Raw genomic sequence first — 21,422 nt, forward strand, 5'->3', positions numbered from 1 at the left:
TAGCGAAGTGGAACCGCCTGCGGCCCGGCCATTGGGCAAATAGACTCGCGCCCGTTGTCCTGTTCCCGTCGAGAGGCCCACCCCGTGCCACGTCGCGCACCCACTTCGTCGGGTTACCGCCCGGCGCTCGACGGACTTCGTGGCGTCGCCGTCCTCGCCGTTCTCGTTTTTCACCTCTGGCCGGCGGGGGTTCAGGGCGGCTGGCTCGGTGTCGACCTCTTCTTCGTCCTGTCGGGTTACCTCATCACGAGTCTGCTCGTGCGCGAGTACGCCCGTTCGGGCCGCATCGACCTGCGCCGCTTCTGGACTGCCCGCGCCCGACGCCTGCTGCCCAGCCTCATCACCGTGCTCATCGCGGTGCTGGCGGCGGCAGCTTTCTGGACACCCCCGGGACGACGCAGCTCGGTGGCGCTCGACACTCTCGCGACGCTCTTCTACGTCCAGAACTGGCGCCTCCTCGCGAGCAACGAGGCCTACTTCGACGCCAACGGCGTTCCCTCTCCGCTGCGCCACGCCTGGTCGCTGGCCATCGAGGAGCAGTACTACCTCCTCTTCCCGCTGCTGTTCCTCTTCCTCGCGCGGTATGTCCACCGCCGCTGGACGCTCGCGCTCGTCTTCGCCGTCGCTGCCGCCGCCAGTGCTGCCTGGATGGCCTACCTCTACGTGCCGGACGTCGACCCGACGCGCGTCTACTACGGCACCGACACCCGCGCCTTCGAACTGCTCATCGGCGCTGCGATCGGCGCGTGGGTCGGTCCGAGCCAATGGGGGCACGAACGCCCGTCGCGCTGGGTCGAGATCATCTCGAAGCTCGCCTGGCCGAGCCTCGCGGCGCTGCTCGTTGCGTTCGTCGCCCTCTCCGAGGACTCGCCGCTCGTCTTCCGCGGCGGCCTCGTCGTCGTCTGTCTTCTGACGCTGCCCGCGATCCTCGCCGCGGCGTCACCGCACGCGAACGCCTTTCAGCGGGCGTTCTCGTTCGAGCCACTGCGGCAGGTCGGCCTCATCAGTTACGCGTTGTACCTGTGGCACTGGCCCGTACACGTCTTCCTCTCGCCTGAGCGTCTGCGCATGGGCACCGCTGCCGCCGCGCTCGTGCAGGCCGTGCTGTCGATCGTCTTCGCGACGCTGACCTACCGCTACCTCGAGGCGCCGATCCGGGCGGGTGGACTGCGCGGTCTGGTGCCCCGCTCGCCCAGGATCTCCCGCCTGGTCGCGGTGACGGCCTGTGCTGCCGTCGCCGTGGGTACGGTTGCGCTCCCGAGGGTCACCAGCGGTAACCCGACCGAGGAGACCGGTGCGGGAGGCGGCGAACTCACGTACGCGGTGCCGTCGTACCAGCCGGGCGCCTCGCAGCGCGTCGTCGTCGTGGGTAACTCCATTCCGCACAGCCTCATGGTGAGCTTCCCGTCCACACGGTTCACCGACCTCGACGTCTCGGAGTCGACGAGCTTCGGCTGCACCACCTTCCCCGGTCAGCAGATCCTCAACGGCAAACCTGCCCCCATCCCCGCGGCCTGCCGCACGTTCTGGAAGAACTGGCACCTCGGGCTCTTCGAGGCAGACACGATGCTGTACTTCCTGCCGCAGAACCTGCTCGACGACTACGAGGTCGACGGCCGACGGCTGAAGGCGGGCAGCGCCGAGCACGACGCCTTCATCCGTTCCTCGCTCGACTCGATGCTCGCCAAGTCCAAGGAATCCCGGGTGAAGCGCCCGGTGCTGCTCGACCTCGCCTGCCACGAGATGCCGACGTTCGGCCAGAATCCGCCGTCCCTCAACGACACCGCGAAGGTGCGTCACCTCAACGGGGTCGCCAAGCATTGGGCTGCGCAGAACAAGGTGCAGTTCCTGTCGCAGTTCGACCGGCTGTGCCCCGGCGGCACGTACCACGGCAAACTCAACGGCCAGGAGCTCTACGAGGACGCCCTGCACTACACATCCGTCTCCGGACCCATCATGTGGTCGTGGATCGCACCGCAGATCCGCAAGGACACCGCGAAGTGAGCCTTCACGCCGTCATCCTCGCGGGCGGCTACGGCTCACGGATGATGCCGCTGACGACACGCACGCCGAAGCATCTTCTCCCGATCGGTGACGAGCCCGTCATCGCTCACCAGCTTCGTCGCCTCGCCGCCGCGGGAGTGGACTCCGTGACGTTGGCGACCGCCCACCACGCCGAGGCCTTCCTGCCGGCGCTCGGCCACGGTGAGCGCTTCGGGCTCCACCTGCGCTACACCCGTGAGCCCGAACCGCGGGGCACCGGTGGCGCGCTGAAACACGCGTGCGCCGGGCTCACGCTTCACCCGGACGACGCGCTCGTCGTCATCAACGGCGACCTCGTGAGCGACCACGACCTCGCCGCGCACGTGCGCGCGCATGTCCACGCCGGCGCACCCGTGGCGACGATCCACGCGCGACCGGTCGATGACGCGAGTGCCTTCGGCCTGCTCCATCTCGACGGTGACCGCATCACCCGGTTCGAAGAGAAGCCCGCCGGCGCACCTGCCGGTTTCGTCAACGCCGGCACGTACGTCGTCAGCCCGTCATTGCTCGATCTCATCCCGGCCGGCGAGGTGGTCTCGCTCGAGCGGGACGTGTTCCCCCGAGCCGTGGCGCTCGACGAGGGTGTGCGGGTCTACCGCGAAGACGCGCGCTTCGCCGACATCGGAACACCCGCCGCGCTGCTCGCGGCGAACCTGGCGTGGGCCCGGGATCACGTCCCGAGCGACCGCCCGAACGCCACGAGTGTTCTGCTCGGCGCCCAGGTCGCCCCCACGGCTCGCGTCGAGCGCTGCCTCGCCATGCCGGGTGCCCAGATCGGCGCCGATGCGGTGCTCACCGACAGCGTGCTCGGGCCGGGCTGCGTCATCGGTGACGGCGCGCACCTCAAGGGTTGTGTTCTGGGCGACGGGGCTCGGGTGAGCCCCGGGCTGCGACTCGCCGACGCCGTACTGGAGGTCGACGAGCGCCGCTGAACGAGTCTCACTCAGCCGGGCGACCCGATATCAGTGCTCGGCGTCCTGCCAGCTCGCGCCGGTGCCGACGTTGACGTCGAGCGGAACGTCGAGATCGGCGGCCGATCCCATCTGTTCACGCACGAGCTTCTCGACGGCCTCGCGTTCACCCTCGGCGATCTCGAGGATGAGTTCGTCGTGCACCTGGAGCAGGACGCGCGAGGCGTACTCGCCGTCGCGCAATGCCTCGTCGACGCCGAGCATCGCCTTCTTCATGATGTCGGCCGCGCTGCCCTGGATGGGCGCGTTGAGCGCCATGCGCTCGGCCATGTCGCGGCGCTGACGGTTGTCGCTCGCGAGGTCGGGCAGATAACGGCGGCGGCCCATCATCGTCTCGGTGTAACCGACGGCGCGCGCGTCGTCGACGACATGACGCAGGTAGTCACGCACCCCGCCGAAGCGCTCGAAGTAGCCGTCCATGAGGCGCTGGGCCTCGGCGGTGGAGATGCGTAGCTGCTTGCTCAGGCCGAAGGCCGAGAGGCCGTAGGCCAGGCCGTACGACATGGCCTTGACCTTGGCGCGCATCTCGGGCGTGACGCCGTCGGGCTCGACGCCGAAAACGCGGGAGCCGACGAAGCGGTGCAGGTCTTCGCCCTCGTTGAACGCGTGGATGAGGCCCTCGTCGCCGGACAGGTGCGCCATGACGCGCATCTCGATCTGCGAGTAGTCGGCCGACATGAGGCACTCGTAGCCCTCACCCACGACGAACACGCGGCGGATGCGCCGGCCCGACTCGGTACGGATCGGGATGTTCTGCAGGTTCGGGTCCGTGGAGCTCAGTCGCCCCGTGGCCGCGATCGTCTGCTGGTACGTGGTGTGGATGCGCCCGTCGTCCGCGACCGACTTGATGAGACCGGCAACGGTGGAACGCAGCTTCGAGGAGTCGCGATGACGCAGGAGCGCCTCGAGAAAGGGGTGTGGCTCCTTCTCGTAGAGGTCGGCGAGAGCCTCGGCGTCCGTCGTGTAGCCGGTCTTCGTCTTCTTCGTCTTCGGCATACCGAGCGTCTCGAAGAGCACTGTCTGCAGCTGCTTGGGCGAACCGAGGTTGACCTGCTCGCCGCCGATCGCGTCCCACGCGTCGTGCTGAGCCTGGACGACGAGAGCGTCGTAGTCGCTCTCGAGGCTCTGCAGCTCGTCGAGATCCACGGCGATACCCGCCTTCTCCATGCCGGCGAGGACGTCGACGACGGGCATTTCGAGGTCGGCCATGAGCTCGGTGCCCCCGACCTCGGCGACGGCCTCGTCGAGCGCCGTGGCGAGCTTGGCGACGGCCGCTGCGCGTGCCATGACGTCGTCGGTCTCGGCCGTGGCGGTGCCGCCGAGGTCGAGCATGCCCTGACCGGAGGCAGCGTCACCCGCCTGCGGGAGCTCGATGTGGCAGTAGCGCAACAGGAGGTCGTCGAAGCCGTACGAGCGCTGGTCGGGTCGCACGATGTAGGCGGCGATCGCGGTGTCGCTCGTCAGGCCGCGCAGCGTGAGGCCGCGCGCGTCGAGGGCGTGCATCGGGCCCTTGGCGTCGTGCATTGCCTTCGGCTTGGACTCGTCGGCGAGCCAGGCGGCGAGGGGCTTCTCGTCGTCCGGTGTGAGCGCGGTGAGGTCGATGTAGAGCGCGCGACCGTCGTCACCTGCGAGACCGATGCCGGCAGCGTCACCGGTGCCGCGAGCCCAGGTGCCGAGGACGTGGACACCGGTCCGTCCGGTGAGTGAGGCCAGGGCCTTCTCGGCGCCGCCCTCGGCAACGACCTCGCCGTCGACGTCGACGTTGCCCTCGGCCTCCGGCTCGCTCGTACCGAGCGTGGCGAAGAGGCGGTCGCGCAGCACCTTGAACTCGAGACCGTCGAAGACGCGGTGCACCTCGTCACGGTTCCAGTCCGCTCGCACGAGGTCGTCCGGTCCGAGCTCGAGCGGGACGTCGGTGAGCAGCTGGTTGAGGCGGCGGTTGCGCAGCACACCGTCGAGATGGGCACGCACGGACTCGCCGGCCTTGCCCTTGATCTGGTCGATGGAGGCGACGAGACCGGTGAGGTCGCCGTAGGTCGTGAGCCACTTCGCCGCCGTCTTGGGGCCGACACCGGGCACGCCGGGCAGGTTGTCGGACTTCTCACCGACGAGGGCCGCGAGGTCGCTGTAGCGCTCGGGCGGAACGCCGTACTTCTCCTCGACGGCGGCCGGCGTCATGCGCGCCAGCTCGGAGACGCCCTTGACCGGGTACAGGACGGTGACCTTGTCCCCCACGAGCTGCAGGGCGTCACGGTCACCGGAGCACAGGAGCACCTCGTCGAAGCCCTGATCGACGGCCTGCGTGGTCAGCGTGGCGAGGATGTCGTCGGCCTCGTAGCCGTCGAGTTCGATGTGCGCGACGCCCATGGCGTCGAGCACCTCCTTGACGAGGCTGACCTGCCCCTTGAACTCGTTCGGCGTCGTGGCGCGCCCCGCCTTGTACTCGGCGTACTCCTCGGTGCGGAACGTCTGACGCGACACGTCGAAGGCCACACCGAGGTGGGTGGGTTCGGTGTCGCGCAGGACGTTGATGAGCATCGAGGTGAAGCCGTACACGGCGTTCGTGTGCTGCCCCGTGGAGGTGGAGAAGTTCTCCGCGGGCAGCGCGAAGAACGCCCGGTAGGCGAGGGAATGACCGTCCAGCAACAACAAGCGCTTCACACATGGCAGCCTATGTCCCGACACTGACAACCCGAAAGGCGACCGACATGACCGACGCTTCCCGCCCCTCCTCCGCCGCGGACAACCGCCCCGCCACCGACGAGGAACTCGCGATGCTGCGCGAGATGAGCAAGGGAACGCTCGACGAGCGCATGGGCATCGAGATCGTCGAGGCCAGCGCCGAGCGCGTCGTCGCGACGATGCCGGTGGAGGGAAACACCCAGCCCTACGGTCTCCTCCACGGCGGCGCGAACGTCGTCATCGCCGAAAGCGTGGGTTCGATCGGTGCGGCAATCGCCGCGGGCCCGGGCCGCTACGCGGTCGGCCTCGACATCAACGCCACGCACCACCGCTCGGCGCGTTCGGGCATCGTGACGGCGACGGCGACCGCCTTGTCGCTCGGTCGCACGCTCGCGGCCTACGACGTCGTCATCACCGACGACCAGGGGCGACGCACCTGCACGGCACGCATCACGTGCATGCTGCGCGACCAGTGAACTGAGCGCAGAGTCAGTCGCCGAACTCGGCGATGACACCGTCGCAGACCTGCTGCATCGACAGGCGCCGATCCATGGCCGTCTTCTGGATCCACCGGAAGGCGGCCTGCTCGTCGAGGCCGAGCTTCGTCGTGAGCAGCCCCTTGGCACGGTCGAGCGACTTGCGCGCCTCGAAGCGCGTCTTCATCTCCTCGAGTTCGTCGCTGAGCGACCGGGTGTCACTCCAGCGACGCAGCGCGACGGTGAGCGCCGGGCCGAGGTCGTTCCAGGTGAACGGCTTGACGACGTAGCCCATGACGCCCGCGTCGCCGGCACGGTCGACGAGGTGCTTGTCGCTGAACGCGGTGAGCAGCACGACGGGCGCGAGGTGCTCGCGGCCGATCTCCTCTGCGGCGCTGATGCCGTCCTTGGCCGGCATCTTGACGTCGAAGACGGCCAGGTCGGGGCGGTGCTCGCGAACGGCGGCGAGTGCTGCCTCGCCGTCGGAAACCGCCGCGACGACGTCGTAGCCGCCCGCCTCGAGCATCTCGACGAGGTCGAGGCGGATGAGGGCCTCGTCCTCGGCCACCACGACGCGGGGAAGGGTGTTCGTCGGTTCAGCGCTGTTCGTCGTCACCCGGAGCATCCTAAGCCCGCGTCGAACACGACTCGATCAGGCAGCCAATCATGCTTTGGAGCGGGAGAACTCCGACGCCGCGCGAGTCTGCTCGTCGGTGGGACGCACGCCCGTGTAGAGGACGAACTGCTCGGCGGCCTGGAGTGCGATGACCTCGGCCCCGGTGATGACGCTCTTGCCGCGCTCACGCGCCGCCGCGATGAGTGGGGTCTCGCTCGGCTTGGCGACGACGTCGACGATCCAGTCCGCAGCGTCGATCTCCGCTTCGGTGAAGCTGAGTTGGCCCTCCCTGTCGCCCCCGGCCATGCCGAGCGGCGTGACGTTGACGAGGACGCGAGTTCCCTCCGGCACCTCGCGCGAGTGCTCCCAGCCGTACTGTTCGGCGAGGGCACGGCCCGTGTCCACGTTGCGCGCGACGACGGTGCCACGGGTGAATCCCGTGTCCCGGCAGGCAGCGACGACGGCCTTGCCCATGCCGCCACTCCCCCGCACGGCGATCGTCAGATCGGTCGGTACGCCGTGGCTCGCGAGGAGCGAGGCGACAGCCGAGTAGTCGGTGTTGTACCCGGTGAGGACACCGTCGTCGTTGACGATCGTGTTGACCGAATCGATGGCCTTCGCCGACTCGTCGAGCCGGTCGAGCATGGGAATGACCTGCTCCTTGAACGGCATGCTCACCGCGGCGCCACGGATCGGCAGCCCCCTGATGCCTGCCACGGCCTGCTCGAGGTCGGGGGGCGAGAACGCCTTGTAGACGTAGTCGAGCCCGAGTTCGTCGTAGAGGCGGTTGTGGAAGCGCGTGCCGATGTTGCTCGGGTTGCCCGACATCGAGATGCACAGCTGGGTGTCCTTCGAGAGCATGGCCCAACCCTACTGAGGCGCCGCGAGGGCTTCACCCCGGCGCTCTACGGGTACGCGGCCCACTGGGCGACACACCCTGCTAAGCGCCCAAGAGCTCACCGAGGTTGCTGAGCCGCTCTTCCGGGAACGGATGCGTCGGCCAGGTGTCGAGGTACGCGCCCCGATCGACGGCTGCGACGCCGTCATAGATCAACCGCGCCAAGCTCTCGGGCGTTGACGTGAAGCGATACGCACGACGGTCGTCGCTCGAGGTGATCAACAGCAGGATGTGGTTCTCGGTAGCGAGGCATCCGACGATCGTCGCGTCAGGTTCGCGGTGAAGAACGAAGCTCGCAGCGCGCGACGACTCCGTCGCCAGGGTCCACGCGGCATCGAGGAAGTCGGTCAGAACGTCCGAGACGTAGCTCGCCCGAACCGTGAGTGGGACCCCGTCGCTCGCCGCGAACGTGCAGTCCATCCACCCGGAGGAGTCGAGGGCGAACGAGATCGCCTCCAGCTCGCGCGGTGCGTCCTCGAAACGGAGGTGCGAGTCGATCTCGGTCATTCATGCCTCCAGTGAGAGGACGAAGGCCCTCGTCCGGTGCCGGACGAGGGCCTTGCGGGTCCGACATTCCTGACGAACCCCGGTGTGCCGACGGGGGGATTCGAACCCCCACGCCCGAAGGCAAAGCATTTTGAGTGCTCCGTGTCTGCCGTTCCACCACGTCGGCGCGTGACCCGGACATGCTAGCCGACGCCGGGCCCGTCGCCGTCATCGGGACAGCCCATGGCCACAGACGCGAAACACCCCCGACAGCGCACGGAAACGTGGGCTTGTCAGGGGTGTTTCGAGACCGGTCGGCCGATCAGGCCTCGGTGCCGACGGCGTTGTAGGCCGGGGCCACCTTGTTCTTGGCGTCGCCCATCTTGTGGACGCGAAGCGCGTTCGTGGAGCCGGGGATTCCGGGTGGGGAACCAGCCACGATGACGACGAGGTCGCCCTCGGACACGCGACCGTCGCCGAGGAAGATCTCGTCGACCTGCTGCGCCATCTCGTCGGTGTGACGCACCTTCGGGCGGCAGATCGTCTCGATGCCCCACACGAGCGCCAACTGGGCGCGCACGACAGGGTCGGGCGTGAACGCGACGATCGGCGTGCTCGGGCGCAGCCGCGACATGCGCTGCGCGGAGTCACCGGTGGTCGTGAAGTTGATGAGGTACTTGCAGTCGAGCTCGGTGGCCACGACGACAGCGGCCTTCGTCACGACGCCGCCCTTCGTGTGCGGCTTCGTGCCGAGCACCGGAACGCGGTCGAGACCGTGGTTCTCGGTGGAGGCGATGATGCGCGCCATCGTGCGCACCGTCTCGACCGGCCAGGCGCCGACCGAGGTCTCGCCCGAGAGCATGACGGCGTCCGCGCCGTCGAGCACCGCGTTGGCGCAGTCGGAGGCCTCGGCTCGCGTCGGACGCGGGTTCTCGATCATCGACTCGAGCACCTGCGTGGCGACGATGACGGGCTTCGCCGCGCGGCGGGCGAGCTCGACGGCCCGCTTCTGCACGAGCGGGACGTCTTCGAGCGGGAGCTCCACACCGAGGTCACCGCGGGCCACCATGATGCCGTCGAAGGCCTCGACGATCTCCTCGAGGTTGTCGACGGCCTGCGGCTTCTCGACCTTGGCGATGACGGGGCGGCGGATACCCTCCTCGTCCATGATCTCGTGGCAGCGCACGATGTCGGCGGCGTCACGAACGAACGACAGGGCGATGAGGTCCGCACCGGCCTTGAGCGCCCAGCGCAGGTCGGCCTCGTCCTTCTCGGACAGGGCCGGCACGCTGACGGCAACACCGGGCAGGTTGATGCCCTTGTTGTTCGACACCGTGCCTGGGACGACGACCTCGGTGATGACGTCGGTGTCGGTCACCTCGACGGCACGCAGGGCGACCTTGCCGTCGTCTATGAGCAGGTCGTCGCCGACCTTCACGTCACCCGGCAGGCCCTTGTACGTCGTACTGACGCGCTCGGCGTTGCCGTCGACGTCCTCGATCGTGATGGTGAAGCGGTCGCCCTTGGCGAGTTCGACCGGGCCACCCGAGAAACGAGCCGTGCGGATCTTCGGGCCCTGCAGGTCGGCCAGGACGCCGACAGCGCGACCTGTTGCCTCGGCGGCAGCGCGGACGTTGTCGAGTCGCGTCTGGTGCTCGTCGTACGAGCCGTGCGAAAGGTTGAAGCGGGCCACGTCGAGGCCGGCCTCGACGAGTTCACGGATACGTTCGGGGGTTTCGGATGCGGGACCTAGAGTTCCTACGATCTTTGCGCGACGCATGCCTCAACCCTAGCCCCCGTCGAAGCCACACATCTCGCGGTATCGCGCGCTGAGACCCCGGAATTGCCCTACTGGTGAGTACCCGCTCGGGGACGCCGAAGGCCCCCGTCCGCGTGCTGCGAACGAGGGCCTTCGAGGTTGCGATCAGACCGTCAGCGGACGATCCGTGGGCGCGATCGGCGCTGGGAGCGTCGAATCGCCCATGAGCCACGTGTCGACGCCGCGCGCCGCGCTGCGGCCCTCGGCTATCGCCCACACGATGAGCGACTGGCCGCGCCCACAGTCACCGGCGACGAACACGCCGGTCACGCTCGACATGTAGTTCGCATCGCGCTGCACGTTGCTGCGCTCGTCGGTGTCGACGCCGAGCTGCTCGAGCAGACCCTCGCCCTGCGGGCCGAGGAAGCCCATCGCGAGCAGCACGAGCTGCGCCGGGATGACTCGCTCCGAGCCTTCGACCTCCTCGAACTTGCCGTCGACGAACTTCACCTCGACGATCTTCAGACCGCTGACGTTGCCGTCGTCGTCCGCGAGGATCTCCTTCGTCGAGGCGGAGTAGACGCGCTCGCCACCCTCCTCGTGCGCCGAGGCGACGCGGAAGATCATCGGGTACGTCGGCCACGGCTGGTTGGCCGGACGCTCCTCGCCGGGCTGCGGCATGATCTCGAGGCTCGTCACCGACTTCGCGCCCTGACGCAGCGCCGTACCGATGCAGTCGGCTCCGGTGTCGCCACCACCGATGACGACGACGTCCTTGCCGGTCGCGAGGATCTGACCCTCGACCTCGCCGCCGAGCGCGACGCGGTTGGCCTGGGGCAGGTACTCCATCGCCTGGTACGTGCCCGTGTGCTCACGCCCCGGCACCGGCAGGTCGCGACGCACCGTCGCGCCCATCGCGAGGACGACGGCGTCGTAGCGCGAGCGCAGCTGCTCCGCCGTCAGCGTCACGCCGATCTCGGTGTTGCAGCGGAAACGGGTGCCCTCGGCCTTCATCTGCTCGATGCGACGATCGAGGATGCCCTTCTCCATCTTGAACTCGGGGATGCCGTAGCGCATCAGGCCACCGGGGGCGTCGTCGCGCTCGAACACGGCGACGGTGTGCCCGGCGCGCGTCAGCTGCTGTGCGGCGGCGAGGCCCGCGGGCCCCGAACCGACGACGGCGACAGTCTTGCCCGTCAGGCGCGTCGGCACCTGCGGCGTGACGTAACCACGCTCGAAGCCCTCCTCGACGATCGTCTTCTCGACCTGCTTGATCGTGACGGCGGGCTGGCTGATGCCGAGCACGCACGCCGTCTCGCACGGCGCCGGGCACAGGCGCCCGGTGAACTCGGGGAAGTTGTTCGTGGCGTGAAGGCGCTCGATGGCCTCCTCCCACTCCCCCTTCCACGCGAGGTCGTTCCACTCCGGAATGAGGTTTCCGAGGGGGCAGCCCGAGTGACAGAACGGGATGCCGCAGTCCATGCATCGGCCGGCCTGACGCTGCAGGGTGCCGAGCTGCTGCTCCTCGTACACCTCCTTCCAGTCACGGATACGAACGGGAACGGGGCGACGGGCCGGGAGCTCGCGCTCACGGGTCTTGAGGAATCCGCGGGGGTCAGCCACGAGACGACACCTCCATGATCTGGTCCCACACCTGGGCACTGTCGGGGTCGACGCCCATGCCTTCGGCGTCCTTTCGGATGCTCAGCACGCGCTGGTACTCACGCGGCGTGACGAGCGAGAAGCGCACGAGGCTGGCGGGCCAGTCCTCGAGCAGTGACGTGGCGACGGCCGAACCGGTCTCCTCGGCGTGCTGGGTGAGCAGTTCCTTGACGATCTCCTCGTCGCTCTCCCGCAGGCCGGTGATGTCGACGAGTTCGGCGTTGACGAGTTCCTCGCGCAGGTCGAGGACGTAGGCCTCGCCGCCGGACATGCCGGCCGCGAAGTTGCGTCCCGTCGGGCCGAGGATGAGGACGCGACCGCCCGTCATGTACTCGCACCCGTGGTCACCGACGCCTTCGACGACGGCGGTGGCACCGGAGTTGCGCACGCAGAAGCGTTCGCCGACCTTGCCGCGCAGGAACAGTTCGCCGCTCGTCGCGCCGTAAGCGATGACGTTGCCGGCGATGGCGTTCTCCTCCGCGACGAGGGCCGTGTCGGTGTCGGGGTGCACGATGATGCGTCCGCCCGACAGGCCCTTGCCGACGTAGTCGTTGCCCTCACCGACGAGGCGCAGCGTGAGCCCCTTCGGCACGAAGGCGCCGAAGCTCTGCCCCGCGGCACCGCGCAGCGTGATGTCGACGAGGTTGTCGGGCAGCTGCTCGTCGCGGTAACGCTTCGTCAGCGTGTGGCCGAGCATCGTGCCGACGGTGCGGTTGACGTTGCGGACCTTCGTCTCGAACGCGACCGCTTCCTTCTGCTCGATCGCGGCCTTCGCCTTTTCGATGAGCTCGTTGTCGAGTGCTGCGTCGAGGTGGTGGTCCTGGCCCTGGGAGTTGAACAGGTCGCCACCGAACGGCATCTCCGCCTTCGCGAAGATCGGCGCGAGGTCGAGACCACTGGCCTTCCAGTGCTCGACGGCCTCGTCGGTGTCGAGCGCCTCGACGTGACCCACGGCCTCCTCGATCGAGCGGAAACCGAGCTCGGCGAGGATCTCGCGCACCTCCTCGGCGATGTACTCGAAGAACGTCTCGACGAACTCCGGCTTGCCGCTGAAACGCTCGCGCAGCTCCGGGTTCTGCGTCGCGATGCCGACCGGGCAGGTGTCGAGGTGACACACGCGCATCATGATGCAGCCGCTGACGACGAGGGGCGCGGTTGCGAAACCGAACTCCTCCGCGCCGAGCAGCGCGGCGATGACGACGTCACGGCCCGTCTTGAGCTGGCCGTCGGTCTGCACGACGATGCGGTCGCGCAGGCCGTTGAGCAACAGCGTCTGCTGCGCTTCGGCGAGGCCGAGCTCCCACGGCCCACCGGCGTGCTTGAGCGAGGTCAGCGGTGAGGCTCCCGTGCCGCCGTCGTGGCCGGAGATGAGCACGACGTCCGCGTGGGCCTTCGAGACACCCGCGGCGACGGTGCCGACGCCGACCTCGGAGACGAGCTTGACGTGGATGCGCGCGCTCGGGTTCGCGTTCTTCAGGTCGTGGATGAGCTGCGCGAGATCCTCGATCGAGTAGATGTCGTGGTGCGGCGGCGGCGAGATGAGACCCACGCCGGGCGTCGCGTGACGCGTGCGCGCCACCCACGGGTACACCTTCGGCCCGGGCAGCTGACCGCCCTCGCCGGGCTTCGCGCCCTGCGCCATCTTGATCTGGATGTCGTCGGCCTCCGTGAGGTACAGCGACGTCACGCCGAAGCGACCCGAGGCGACCTGCTTGATCGCCGAACGACGCTTCGGGTCGAGCAGGCGATCGACGTCCTCGCCGCCCTCTCCGGTGTTCGACTTCGCGCCGAGACGGTTCATCGCGATCGCGAGCGTCTCGTGTGCCTCCTTCGAGATCGAGCCGTACGACATCGCACCCGTCGAGAAGCGCTTGACGATGGCGCTCGCCGGCTCCACCTCGTCGATCGAGATCGACGGACGGTCGGAGGCGAACTTGAACAGCCCGCGCAGAGTCATGAGCTCTGCCGACTGGTCGTCGACGGCCTGCGTGTACTGCTTGAAGATGTCGTAACGACGCGCGCGCGTCGAGTGCTGCAGGCGGAACACCGTCGTCGGGTTGAACAGGTGCGGTGCACCCTCGCGGCGCCACTTGTACTCGCCACCGACCTCGAGCTCGCGGTGCGCGGGGCCCTGACCGTCGCTCGGGTAGGCCTTCGCGTGACGCGCCGCGACCTCGGCCGCGATGACGTCGAGACCGATGCCGCCGAGACGCGACGTCGTCGCGGTGAAGTACTCGTCGACGACCTCCTGGCTGAGGCCGAGCGCCTCGAACACCTGCGCGCCGCGGTAGGAGGCGACGGTCGAGATGCCCATCTTCGACATGACCTTGAGCAGGCCCTTGCCGAGCGCCTTGATGAGGTTCTTGACGGCCTGCTCGGGCGTCGTGTCACCGAGCGCACCCTCATGGGCGAGCTGCTCGACGGACTCCATCGCGAGGTACGGGTTGACGAGCGCCGCGCCGTAGCCGACGAGCAGCGCGACGTGGTGGACCTCGCGCACATCGCCGGCCTCGACGACGAGCCCGACCTGCAGACGCGTCTTCTGACGGATGAGGTGGTGGTGCACCGCCGCCGTCAGCAGCAGCGACGGGATCGGCGCGAACTCGGCGTTCGAGTCACGATCGGACAGGACGACGAAGCGGTGGCCGTCGGCGATCGCCTGGTCGACCTCGGCGAAGATGCCCTGCAGGCGCGCCTTGAGCGCGCTCGCACCACCGTCGACGCGGTACGTGCCGCGGATGACGTACGCCGCGAAGCCGGCGCGGTCGCCGTCGGCGTTGATGTGGACGATCTTCGCGAGCTCGTCGTTGTCGATGACGGGGAAGCCGAACTCGACCTGCTTGACGTGCTCGGGGCCGTCGGTGAGCAGGTTGCCCTCCGGACCCATCGTCGTGCCGAGGCTCGTGACGAGCTCCTCGCGGATCGCGTCGAGCGGCGGGTTCGTCACCTGCGCGAACAGCTGCGTGAAGTAGTCGAACAGCAGGCGCGGGCGCGAGCTGAGGACGGCGACGGGCGTGTCGGTGCCCATCGAACCGAGCGCCTCGGCGCCCGTCGACGCCATCGGCGTCAGCAGGATCTTCAGCTCCTCGTTCGTGTAGCCGAACGTCTGCTGACGGCGCGTGACCGAGCTGAGCGAGTGGGTGATGTGCTCACGATCCGGCAGGTCGCCGACCTTGACGATGCCCGAGTCGAGCCACTCCTGATACGGCTTCGACGTGGCGAGTTCGCCCTTGATCTCCTCGTCCGGGATGATGCGCCCGGCCTCGGTGTCGATGAGGAACATGCGGCCCGGCTGCAAGCGGCCGCGTTCGACGACGTCCTCGGGCGGCAGGTCGAGCACGCCGGCCTCGGAGGCGAGGACGACGAGGCCGTCCTTGGTCACCGAGTAGCGGCCGGGGCGAAGGCCGTTGCGGTCGAGAACGGCACCGATGAGGCTGCCGTCGGTGAACGTGACACACGCAGGGCCGTCCCACGGCTCCATGAACGCTCCGTGATACTCGTAGAACGCGCGGCGAGCGGCGTCCATCTCGGCGTGGTTCTCCCACGCCTCGGGGATCATCATGAGCACGGCGTGCGGCAGGCTGCGGCCCGACAGGTGGAGCAGTTCGAGCGTCTCGTCGAACGTGGCCGAGTCGGAGGCGTCCGGCGTGCAGATCGGCAGCAGACGCGAGATGTCGCCCGGCAGGACGTCGCTCTCGAGCTGCGACTCACGCGCGCTCATCCAGTTGCGGTTACCGCGGACGGTGTTGATCTCACCGTTGTGCGCGATGAAGCGGAACGGGTGCGCCAGCGGCCAGCTCGGGAATGTGTTCGTCGAGAAGCGGCTGTGCACGAGGGCGAGGGCCGTCGCGAAACGCTCGTCGGACAGGTCCGGGTAGAACTGCTCCAGCTGCGCGGTGGTGAGCATGCCCTTGTAGACCACGGTGCGCGCCGACAGGGACGCGAAGTACACGTCGAGGTCGTGCTCGGCACGCTTGCGGGCGCAGAAGGCACGACGATCGAGTTCGAGGCCGCTGAGGCTCCCGTCGGCAGCCGCGAGGAAGACCTGGCGGAAGACGGGCATCGTCTCGCGGGCCGACTCACCGACGACGCTCGGGTCGACCGGAACGTCGCGCCAGCCGAGAACCGTGAGGCCCTCCTCCTCGGCGATGGCGTCGAACTTCTCGCCGACGGCCCACTGACCGTCCGCATCCTGCGGCAGGAACGCGATACCGACGGCGTACTCGCCCTTGGCCGGCAGGTCGAAGTCGACGACGGCGCGCAGGAACTCGTCGGGAATCTGGGTGAGGATGCCGGCGCCGTCACCGACGAGCGGGTCGGCGCCGGTGGCGCCGCGGTGATCGAGGTTCGTCAGGGCCAGAAGGGCCGCATCGACGATGTCGTGGCCGCCGTGGCCGCGCATCGTCGCGACGAGAGCGACACCGCAAGCGTCGTGCTCGAAGGTGGGGTCGTACAGCCCCTGGGCGGATGGGTGGGCGGAGAAAGCATGCGCTGACATGGCTCACCGTCCTGTTCGTCGTCGGGACGCACGCATCGTCGTGAGACGGCACGTGCGTCGAGCAGTGTTCGGAACAAACCGCGGGACGGCGTTGGCCTGCGGGCCCGAGAAGACTATCGCCTGACGGGCGTTTTCGCTCAGAAAGCGGACACCCTCATCTCACTGAATGAAATGAGGGCGTCATCGTGCGAACGGCGTCTCAGTCCGTGGAGTCCTTCGTCGTGGAGGTCGCCTCGTCGGAGGTGGCGGTCTCGGACGTGTCCGACGACGCAGTGGACACGCCGTCGTCGGCGCCCCGGTCGCTGTCGTCGTCAGCCCGTGCCAGCCGCACATCCGGATCGGCCTTCCTGCGCGCCAGGAAGACTCCCAGGCCCAGGAGGAAGACGAGGATCGAGACCCAGACGTTCACCCGCAGCCCGAGGATGCGGTTGGCGAAGTCGCTTCGCATGAGCTCCACGATGATGCGGCCCATCGGGTAGAGCATGACGTAGAGGCCAAAGGCCTGTCCGCGACGCAGACATCCGCTGTCCGAGATACGCCAGATGACGAACGCGATGAGCAGGCACCACAGCGCCTCGTAGAGGAACGTCGGGTGGAACGTGCCGAGCACGACCGGCTGACCCGTGGAATCGACGACGGCCTTGCCGGCTCCACTGTCCCACTGGTGGATCTCCAAGGCCCACGGCACGTCGGTGCGGCGGCCGTAGAGCTCGTTGTTGAAGTAATTGCCGAAGCGGCCGATGGCCTGGGCGAGCGGCAGGCCGGGGGCGATGGCATCGGCCAGAACGGCGAAGGGCACGCCCTCACGGCGTGCGCCGATCCAGGCGCCCAGAGCACCGAGGGCGACCGCGCCCCAAATACCGAGGCCGCCCTGCCACACCTTGAGTGCGTCTACGGGGTTGCCGTTCTCGCCGAAGTACGGCTGCGGCGTCGTGATGACGTGATACAGCCTGCCGCCGACGATGCCGAACGGAACGATCCACAGCACGACGCCTACGGCGGCGTCACGCGCGTACCCGCGGGCCTCGAGGCGACGACCGGCGATGATCGTGGCCACAACGACGCCCGCGAGGATGCACAGGGCGTAACCGCGCAGCGGGATCGGCCCCAGCCACAGGACGCCCTCGGTGGGCGAAGGGATCGTTGCGAGCATCAGGACTTCGCCAGAACCTTGTCGATCGTCGTGGGGGTGGAACCCTCGATGTTCATCATTCCGGCCATGTCGGCGTTCTCGACGTCCTTGCCGTTGATCTTGACGACAGGGGTGGAGTTCACGCCGTCCTTGTTCGTCTGCTCCTCGGTCTGCTCGACGTAGGAGCCGTACGTGTTGTTCTTCACGCAGGAGGCGAAGGCGGACTCGGCACCGTCGCTGATGCCCACGTTCTTGCCGAACACGAGCAGGTCGTCCTGCGTGTAGCCCTTGCCCTCTTCCGGCTGGTTCTCGAACGTCTCGCGCGTGAACTCGGCGAACTTGCCGGCGTTGGCCGAGCAGAACGCGGCGTTGGCGGCGCGGGCCGAGTTGTCACCCGGGATGTTCTCGTCGAGGAACGTCTTGACGTGGTAGTTCAGCTTGATGTCACCGGACTTGGCCAGTTCGGTGAGCTTCTCCCCCTGCGCCGTTTCGAACTTCCCGCAGAACGGGCACTGGAAGTCGAGGTAGACGTCCACGGTCTTCGCGCTGTCCTTGGCCTTGTCGGCGAAGACCGGCATGCCCTTGCCGCCCGCCATGGCGCCCTGTGGCAGCGACTTGGCACTTGTCGCCTGGGGCGTCTCGTCCTTGCGAAGGCTCATGAAGGCGACGAGGCCGATCGCGAGGACGGCCACGAGCCCCACCACCGTCGCGATGACGGCCTTGCTCGGCCCCTTCCTGGGGCCGACGGAGGCCAACTTGTCGGAAGCGTCGGGACGCATGCGCACGAACCTTTCGAAGAAGACCCTAGTGTGTCGTTCAGCCCCAGAGGGCCTGGTCCACACTAAACCGGCTGCGTGGGCGCAGGCTGAGTGCCCCCGCCATGACGAGGAAAACGAGGTCGCGGGCGATCTCGAGCGGATACTTCGTGGCGTTCTCGGAGACTGCTCCGCCTTCGCTGAAGCAGCCGCAGTCGATGGAGAGCCCCCGGGCCCACGCGGAGGCGATTCCGGCGATGAAGACGACGAGAAGAAGCGCTGCGCAAAGCGCCGAGAAGCGGGTGAAGAGCCCCATGAGCAGGAGCACGCCGAGGGCGACCTCGACCATGGGCAACAGGGTGCCGATGAGGTTCGACACGTCGTAGGAGAACAGTTCGTAGGCGCGCACCGAACGGCGCGATGCGGGGAAGTTCGTCAGCTTCGGCACACCGGCGAAGAGGAACACCGCGGCCAGTGCGAGGCGGAGCACGAGCGACACCCACGGCATGCGGGTGCCCTCGAGACGCGCCCTGTCCGTCATCCGCGGACGCCCGCCGCGAGTTCGCGCGTTTTCTCCGCAAGTCGCTCGAGACCTTCGTCGAGGTCGACGTCGAGCAGGCACTTGACGAGGGCCGAGCCGACGATGACGCCGTCCGCGTACTGGCCGATCTCGCGGGCCTGCTCGCCGCTGGCGACACCGAGGCCGACGCACACGGGCAGATCGGTGGTGGCGCGCACCTTCTCGACGAGGCCCTTGGCGGCCTCGCCCACCGACGTGCGAGCACCTGTCACACCCATGACGGACGCGGCGTACACGAAGCCGGAGGTGACGTTCGTCGTCGCTGCGATGCGAGCGGGCGTCGAACTCGGCGCCACGAGGAAGATCTTGGCCAGGCCGAGTTCGTCGGCGACCTCGATCCAGTCGGCGCCCTCGTCGGGCACGAGGTCGGGCGTGATGAGACCGCTACCGCCTGCGGCGGCGAGGTCCTGGGCGAACTCGCGCACGCCGTGACGCAGCACGGGGTTCCAGTACGTCATGACGACGGCCGCTCCCCCGGCGTCCGAGACCTCGCGCACCGCGGCGAAGACGTCGGACACGTGCACGCCCTGCTCGAGCGCTTGCGTGGCAGCCGTCTGGATGACCGGACCGTCCATGAGCGGGTCGGTGTAGGGAAGGCCGACCTCGACGATGTCGCAGCCCGCCTCGACCATCGTGCGCACGGCCCGCAGGCAGCCCTCGCGCGACGGGAATCCTACGGGCAAGTACCCCACGAGGGCCGCACGGCCCTCGCTGCGCGTCGCCGCGAGGACCTCGTCCAGCTTCGTCATACCTGCGTCTCCTCTTCGTCGCCCGCGACGACGACCTCGTCCTCGTCGATGAGGCCGAACCAGCGTCCGGCGGTGTGGACGTCCTTGTCACCGCGCCCGGACAGGCTGACGAGCACGAGCCCGTCCGGGCCGAGTTCGCGACCGACCTTCATCGCGCCGGCGAGGGCGTGCGCCGACTCGATGGCCGGGAGGATGCCCTCGGTCTGCGACAGGAGCTTGAAGGCCTCCATCGCCTCGGCGTCGGTGATGGGGTGGTACTCCGCCCGGCCGGAATCCTTGAGGTAGCTGTGCTCCGGGCCGACGCTCGGGTAGTCGAGACCGGCCGAGACCGAGTGCGTCTCGACGGTCTGACCCTCGTCGTCCTGGATGACGTAGGTGTAGGCGCCGTGGAGCACGCCGGGCGACCCCTCGCCGGTGAAACGCGAGGCGTGCTTGCCCGTCTCGACGCCCTCGCCGCCGCCCTCGAGGCCGATGAGGCGCACGTCCTCGTCGCCGATGAAGCGGTGGAAGATGCCCATGGCGTTCGAGCCGCCGCCGACGCACGCGCAGATGGCGTCGGGCAGGCGTCCGGTCTCCGCGAGGATCTGCTCACGGGCTTCCTCGCCGATGACCTTGTGGAAGTCACGCACCATCTCGGGGAACGGGTACGGGCCCGTCACCGTACCGAGCACGTAGTGGGTGTGCTCGACGTTCGCCACCCAGTCGCGGAACGCCTCGTTGACGGCGTCCTTGAGCGTCTGACTGCCGTGTTCGACAGGCACGACCTTGGCGCCGAGCAACTGCATGCGCGCGACGTTGAGCGCCTGGCGCTCCGTGTCGACCTTGCCCATGTAGACGACGCACTCGAGCCCCATGAGAGCCGCGGCCGTAGCGGTCGCGACGCCGTGCTGGCCCGCCCCCGTCTCGGCGATGACGCGCGTCTTGCCCATGCGCCTGGCGAGCAGCGTCTGACCGAGGACGTTGTTGATCTTGTGCGAACCCGTGTGGTTGAGGTCCTCACGCTTGAGGAAGATCCGCGCACCGCCACAGTGCTCGGCGAACCGCGGCACCTCGGTGAGGATGCTCGGACGGCCCGTGTAGCTGCGCTGCAACTCGGCGAGTTCGGTGGTGAACGCCTCATCCTCCATCGCGGCGAGGCGGTGCTCGTCGAGTTCCTCGAGCGCGGCGACGAGCGCTTCGGGAACGTAGCGGCCGCCGTAGGCGCCGAAACGACCAAGCCCGGCCGGGGCCAGGCCTTCGCCCGAAGGGCGAACCTGCTTCTCGCTCATGCCGGGGCTCCTTCGCAGGCGCGGATGATGTCGGCCAGCCCCTCGCGTGGGGCGCCGTTCTTGACGAGCGCCTCGCCGATGAGGAGCGCCTGGGCGCCCTCCTCGGCATAGCGGCGGGCGTCGTCCGGGCCGGAGATGCCGGATTCGGCGACCTTGACGACGTCCGACGGCAGCGTCTTCGCGATGGGGCCGAAGACCTCGGGGTGGACCTCCAGCGTCTTGAGGTTGCGCGCGTTGACGCCGATGAGCTTCGCGTCGAGCGCGAGAGCTCGCTCGGCCTCGTCGGGGTCGTGGACCTCGACGAGGGCGGTCATGCCGAGCTCGCGCGTGATGTCGTGGAAGTCGCGCAGCTGGGCGTCGTCGAGCGCGGCGACGATGAGCAGGACGAGGTCGGCACCGTGCGCCCGGGCCTCGAAGAACTGGTACGGCTCGACCATGAAGTCCTTGCGCAGAACCGGGATGTCGACCGCCGCACGAACGGCGTCGAGGTCGGCGAGGCTCCCACCGAAGCGCCGCTGCTCGGTGAGAACGGAGATGGCCGTCGCGCCACCGTCGGCGTACGCGCTCGCGAGGTGCGCCGGGTCCGGGATCTCGGCGAGCGCGCCCTTGCTCGGGCTGGAGCGCTTCACCTCGGAGATGACGCCGATGCGGCCTTGCTCGCTGGAGGCGCGAAAAGCCGCGAGCGCGTCACGTGCCGGTGCCTGCGCACGAGCGTCGGCTTCGACGCTGGCGAGGGACCTGACGCGGACGCGCTCAGCGAGATCTTCGCGGACCCCGGCGATGATCGAGTCGAGAACAGTGGTCACTGTCTTATCCAATCATCGTGAGGCCCACGGCCTCACGGGTT

16 protein-coding genes and 1 tRNA gene are annotated in these 21,422 nt (G+C 68.4%); 3 read left to right on the forward strand and 14 right to left on the reverse strand.

What is annotated here, in order from left to right; all coding sequences use genetic code 11:
- The first annotated feature begins 84 nt into the window (after positions 1 to 84).
- Both D1832_RS02530 and D1832_RS02535 read left to right on the forward strand, forming a co-directional pair.
- On the forward strand, positions 85 to 2,004 hold the full coding sequence (locus D1832_RS02530; protein WP_182434628.1) for an acyltransferase family protein: 1,920 nt from the start codon (positions 85 to 87) through the stop codon (positions 2,002 to 2,004).
- The gene (locus D1832_RS02535; protein WP_118912478.1) at positions 2,001 to 2,975 is read left to right on the forward strand and encodes a nucleotidyltransferase family protein; all 975 of its coding nucleotides are present in this window, start codon (positions 2,001 to 2,003) and stop codon (positions 2,973 to 2,975) included. The genes D1832_RS02530 and D1832_RS02535 overlap by 4 nt, the downstream gene beginning before the upstream one ends.
- A gap of 30 nt (positions 2,976 to 3,005) precedes the next feature.
- On the opposite strand, the gene polA is transcribed toward D1832_RS02535, so the two are convergent.
- Complete coding sequence (gene polA / locus D1832_RS02540; protein WP_118912479.1) at positions 3,006 to 5,675, reverse strand: DNA polymerase I; 2,670 nt, start codon at positions 5,673 to 5,675, stop codon at positions 3,006 to 3,008.
- A 47-nt stretch (positions 5,676 to 5,722) separates the two neighbouring features.
- Between polA and D1832_RS02545 the strand changes: the two genes are divergently transcribed.
- The gene (locus D1832_RS02545; RefSeq protein WP_118912480.1) at positions 5,723 to 6,172 is read left to right on the forward strand and encodes a PaaI family thioesterase; all 450 of its coding nucleotides are present in this window, start codon (positions 5,723 to 5,725) and stop codon (positions 6,170 to 6,172) included.
- 13 nt (positions 6,173 to 6,185) lie between these two features.
- Here the strand turns inward: D1832_RS02545 and D1832_RS02550 are convergent, their stop codons facing one another.
- From D1832_RS02550 to trpC, 13 genes are all read right to left on the reverse strand, one after another.
- The gene (locus D1832_RS02550; protein ID WP_369798815.1) at positions 6,186 to 6,788 is read right to left on the reverse strand and encodes an ANTAR domain-containing response regulator; all 603 of its coding nucleotides are present in this window, start codon (positions 6,786 to 6,788) and stop codon (positions 6,186 to 6,188) included.
- A gap of 48 nt (positions 6,789 to 6,836) precedes the next feature.
- A complete protein-coding gene (locus D1832_RS02555) occupies positions 6,837 to 7,649 on the reverse strand; it encodes a shikimate 5-dehydrogenase (RefSeq protein ID WP_118912481.1) in 813 nt (270 codons plus the stop codon).
- Between the two features lie 79 nt (positions 7,650 to 7,728).
- Positions 7,729 to 8,193 (reverse strand): hypothetical protein, encoded by a 465-nt coding sequence (locus tag D1832_RS02560; RefSeq protein ID WP_118912482.1) that lies wholly within the window; start codon positions 8,191 to 8,193, stop codon positions 7,729 to 7,731.
- 85 nt (positions 8,194 to 8,278) lie between these two features.
- A tRNA-Leu gene (locus D1832_RS02565) sits at positions 8,279 to 8,359 on the reverse strand.
- Between the two features lie 135 nt (positions 8,360 to 8,494).
- Entirely contained in the window at positions 8,495 to 9,952 is a 1,458-nt protein-coding gene (gene pyk, locus D1832_RS02570; protein WP_118912483.1) for a pyruvate kinase, read from the reverse strand.
- 144 nt (positions 9,953 to 10,096) lie between these two features.
- Entirely contained in the window at positions 10,097 to 11,554 is a 1,458-nt protein-coding gene (locus tag D1832_RS02575) for a glutamate synthase subunit beta (protein WP_118912484.1), read from the reverse strand.
- On the reverse strand, positions 11,547 to 16,091 hold the full coding sequence (gene gltB, locus D1832_RS02580) for a glutamate synthase large subunit (RefSeq protein ID WP_118912485.1): 4,545 nt from the start codon (positions 16,089 to 16,091) through the stop codon (positions 11,547 to 11,549). Before gltB ends, D1832_RS02575 begins: the two co-directional genes overlap by 8 nt.
- Positions 16,092 to 16,290: 199 nt before the next feature.
- Positions 16,291 to 17,244 carry a prolipoprotein diacylglyceryl transferase gene (gene lgt, locus D1832_RS02585; RefSeq protein ID WP_118912486.1) on the reverse strand — a complete coding sequence of 318 codons (954 nt, stop codon included), beginning with the start codon at positions 17,242 to 17,244 and terminating at the stop codon, positions 16,291 to 16,293.
- Positions 17,244 to 18,002 carry a DsbA family protein gene (locus tag D1832_RS02590; RefSeq protein ID WP_147362595.1) on the reverse strand — a complete coding sequence of 253 codons (759 nt, stop codon included), beginning with the start codon at positions 18,000 to 18,002 and terminating at the stop codon, positions 17,244 to 17,246. Before D1832_RS02590 ends, lgt begins: the two co-directional genes overlap by 1 nt.
- Positions 18,003 to 18,039: 37 nt before the next feature.
- On the reverse strand, positions 18,040 to 18,519 hold the full coding sequence (locus D1832_RS02595; RefSeq protein ID WP_118912488.1) for a DoxX family protein: 480 nt from the start codon (positions 18,517 to 18,519) through the stop codon (positions 18,040 to 18,042).
- The gene (trpA, locus tag D1832_RS02600) at positions 18,516 to 19,307 is read right to left on the reverse strand and encodes a tryptophan synthase subunit alpha (protein ID WP_118912489.1); all 792 of its coding nucleotides are present in this window, start codon (positions 19,305 to 19,307) and stop codon (positions 18,516 to 18,518) included. The genes D1832_RS02595 and trpA overlap by 4 nt, the downstream gene beginning before the upstream one ends.
- Complete coding sequence (trpB, locus tag D1832_RS02605) at positions 19,304 to 20,575, reverse strand: tryptophan synthase subunit beta (RefSeq protein ID WP_118912490.1); 1,272 nt, start codon at positions 20,573 to 20,575, stop codon at positions 19,304 to 19,306. Before trpB ends, trpA begins: the two co-directional genes overlap by 4 nt.
- Positions 20,572 to 21,381 carry an indole-3-glycerol phosphate synthase TrpC gene (gene trpC, locus D1832_RS02610; RefSeq protein ID WP_118912491.1) on the reverse strand — a complete coding sequence of 270 codons (810 nt, stop codon included), beginning with the start codon at positions 21,379 to 21,381 and terminating at the stop codon, positions 20,572 to 20,574. The genes trpB and trpC overlap by 4 nt, the downstream gene beginning before the upstream one ends.
- Positions 21,382 to 21,422 lie beyond the last annotated feature (41 nt).

Source organism: Dermacoccus abyssi, assembly GCF_003515945.1.
Lineage (GTDB): Bacteria > Actinomycetota > Actinomycetes > Actinomycetales > Dermatophilaceae > Dermacoccus > Dermacoccus abyssi.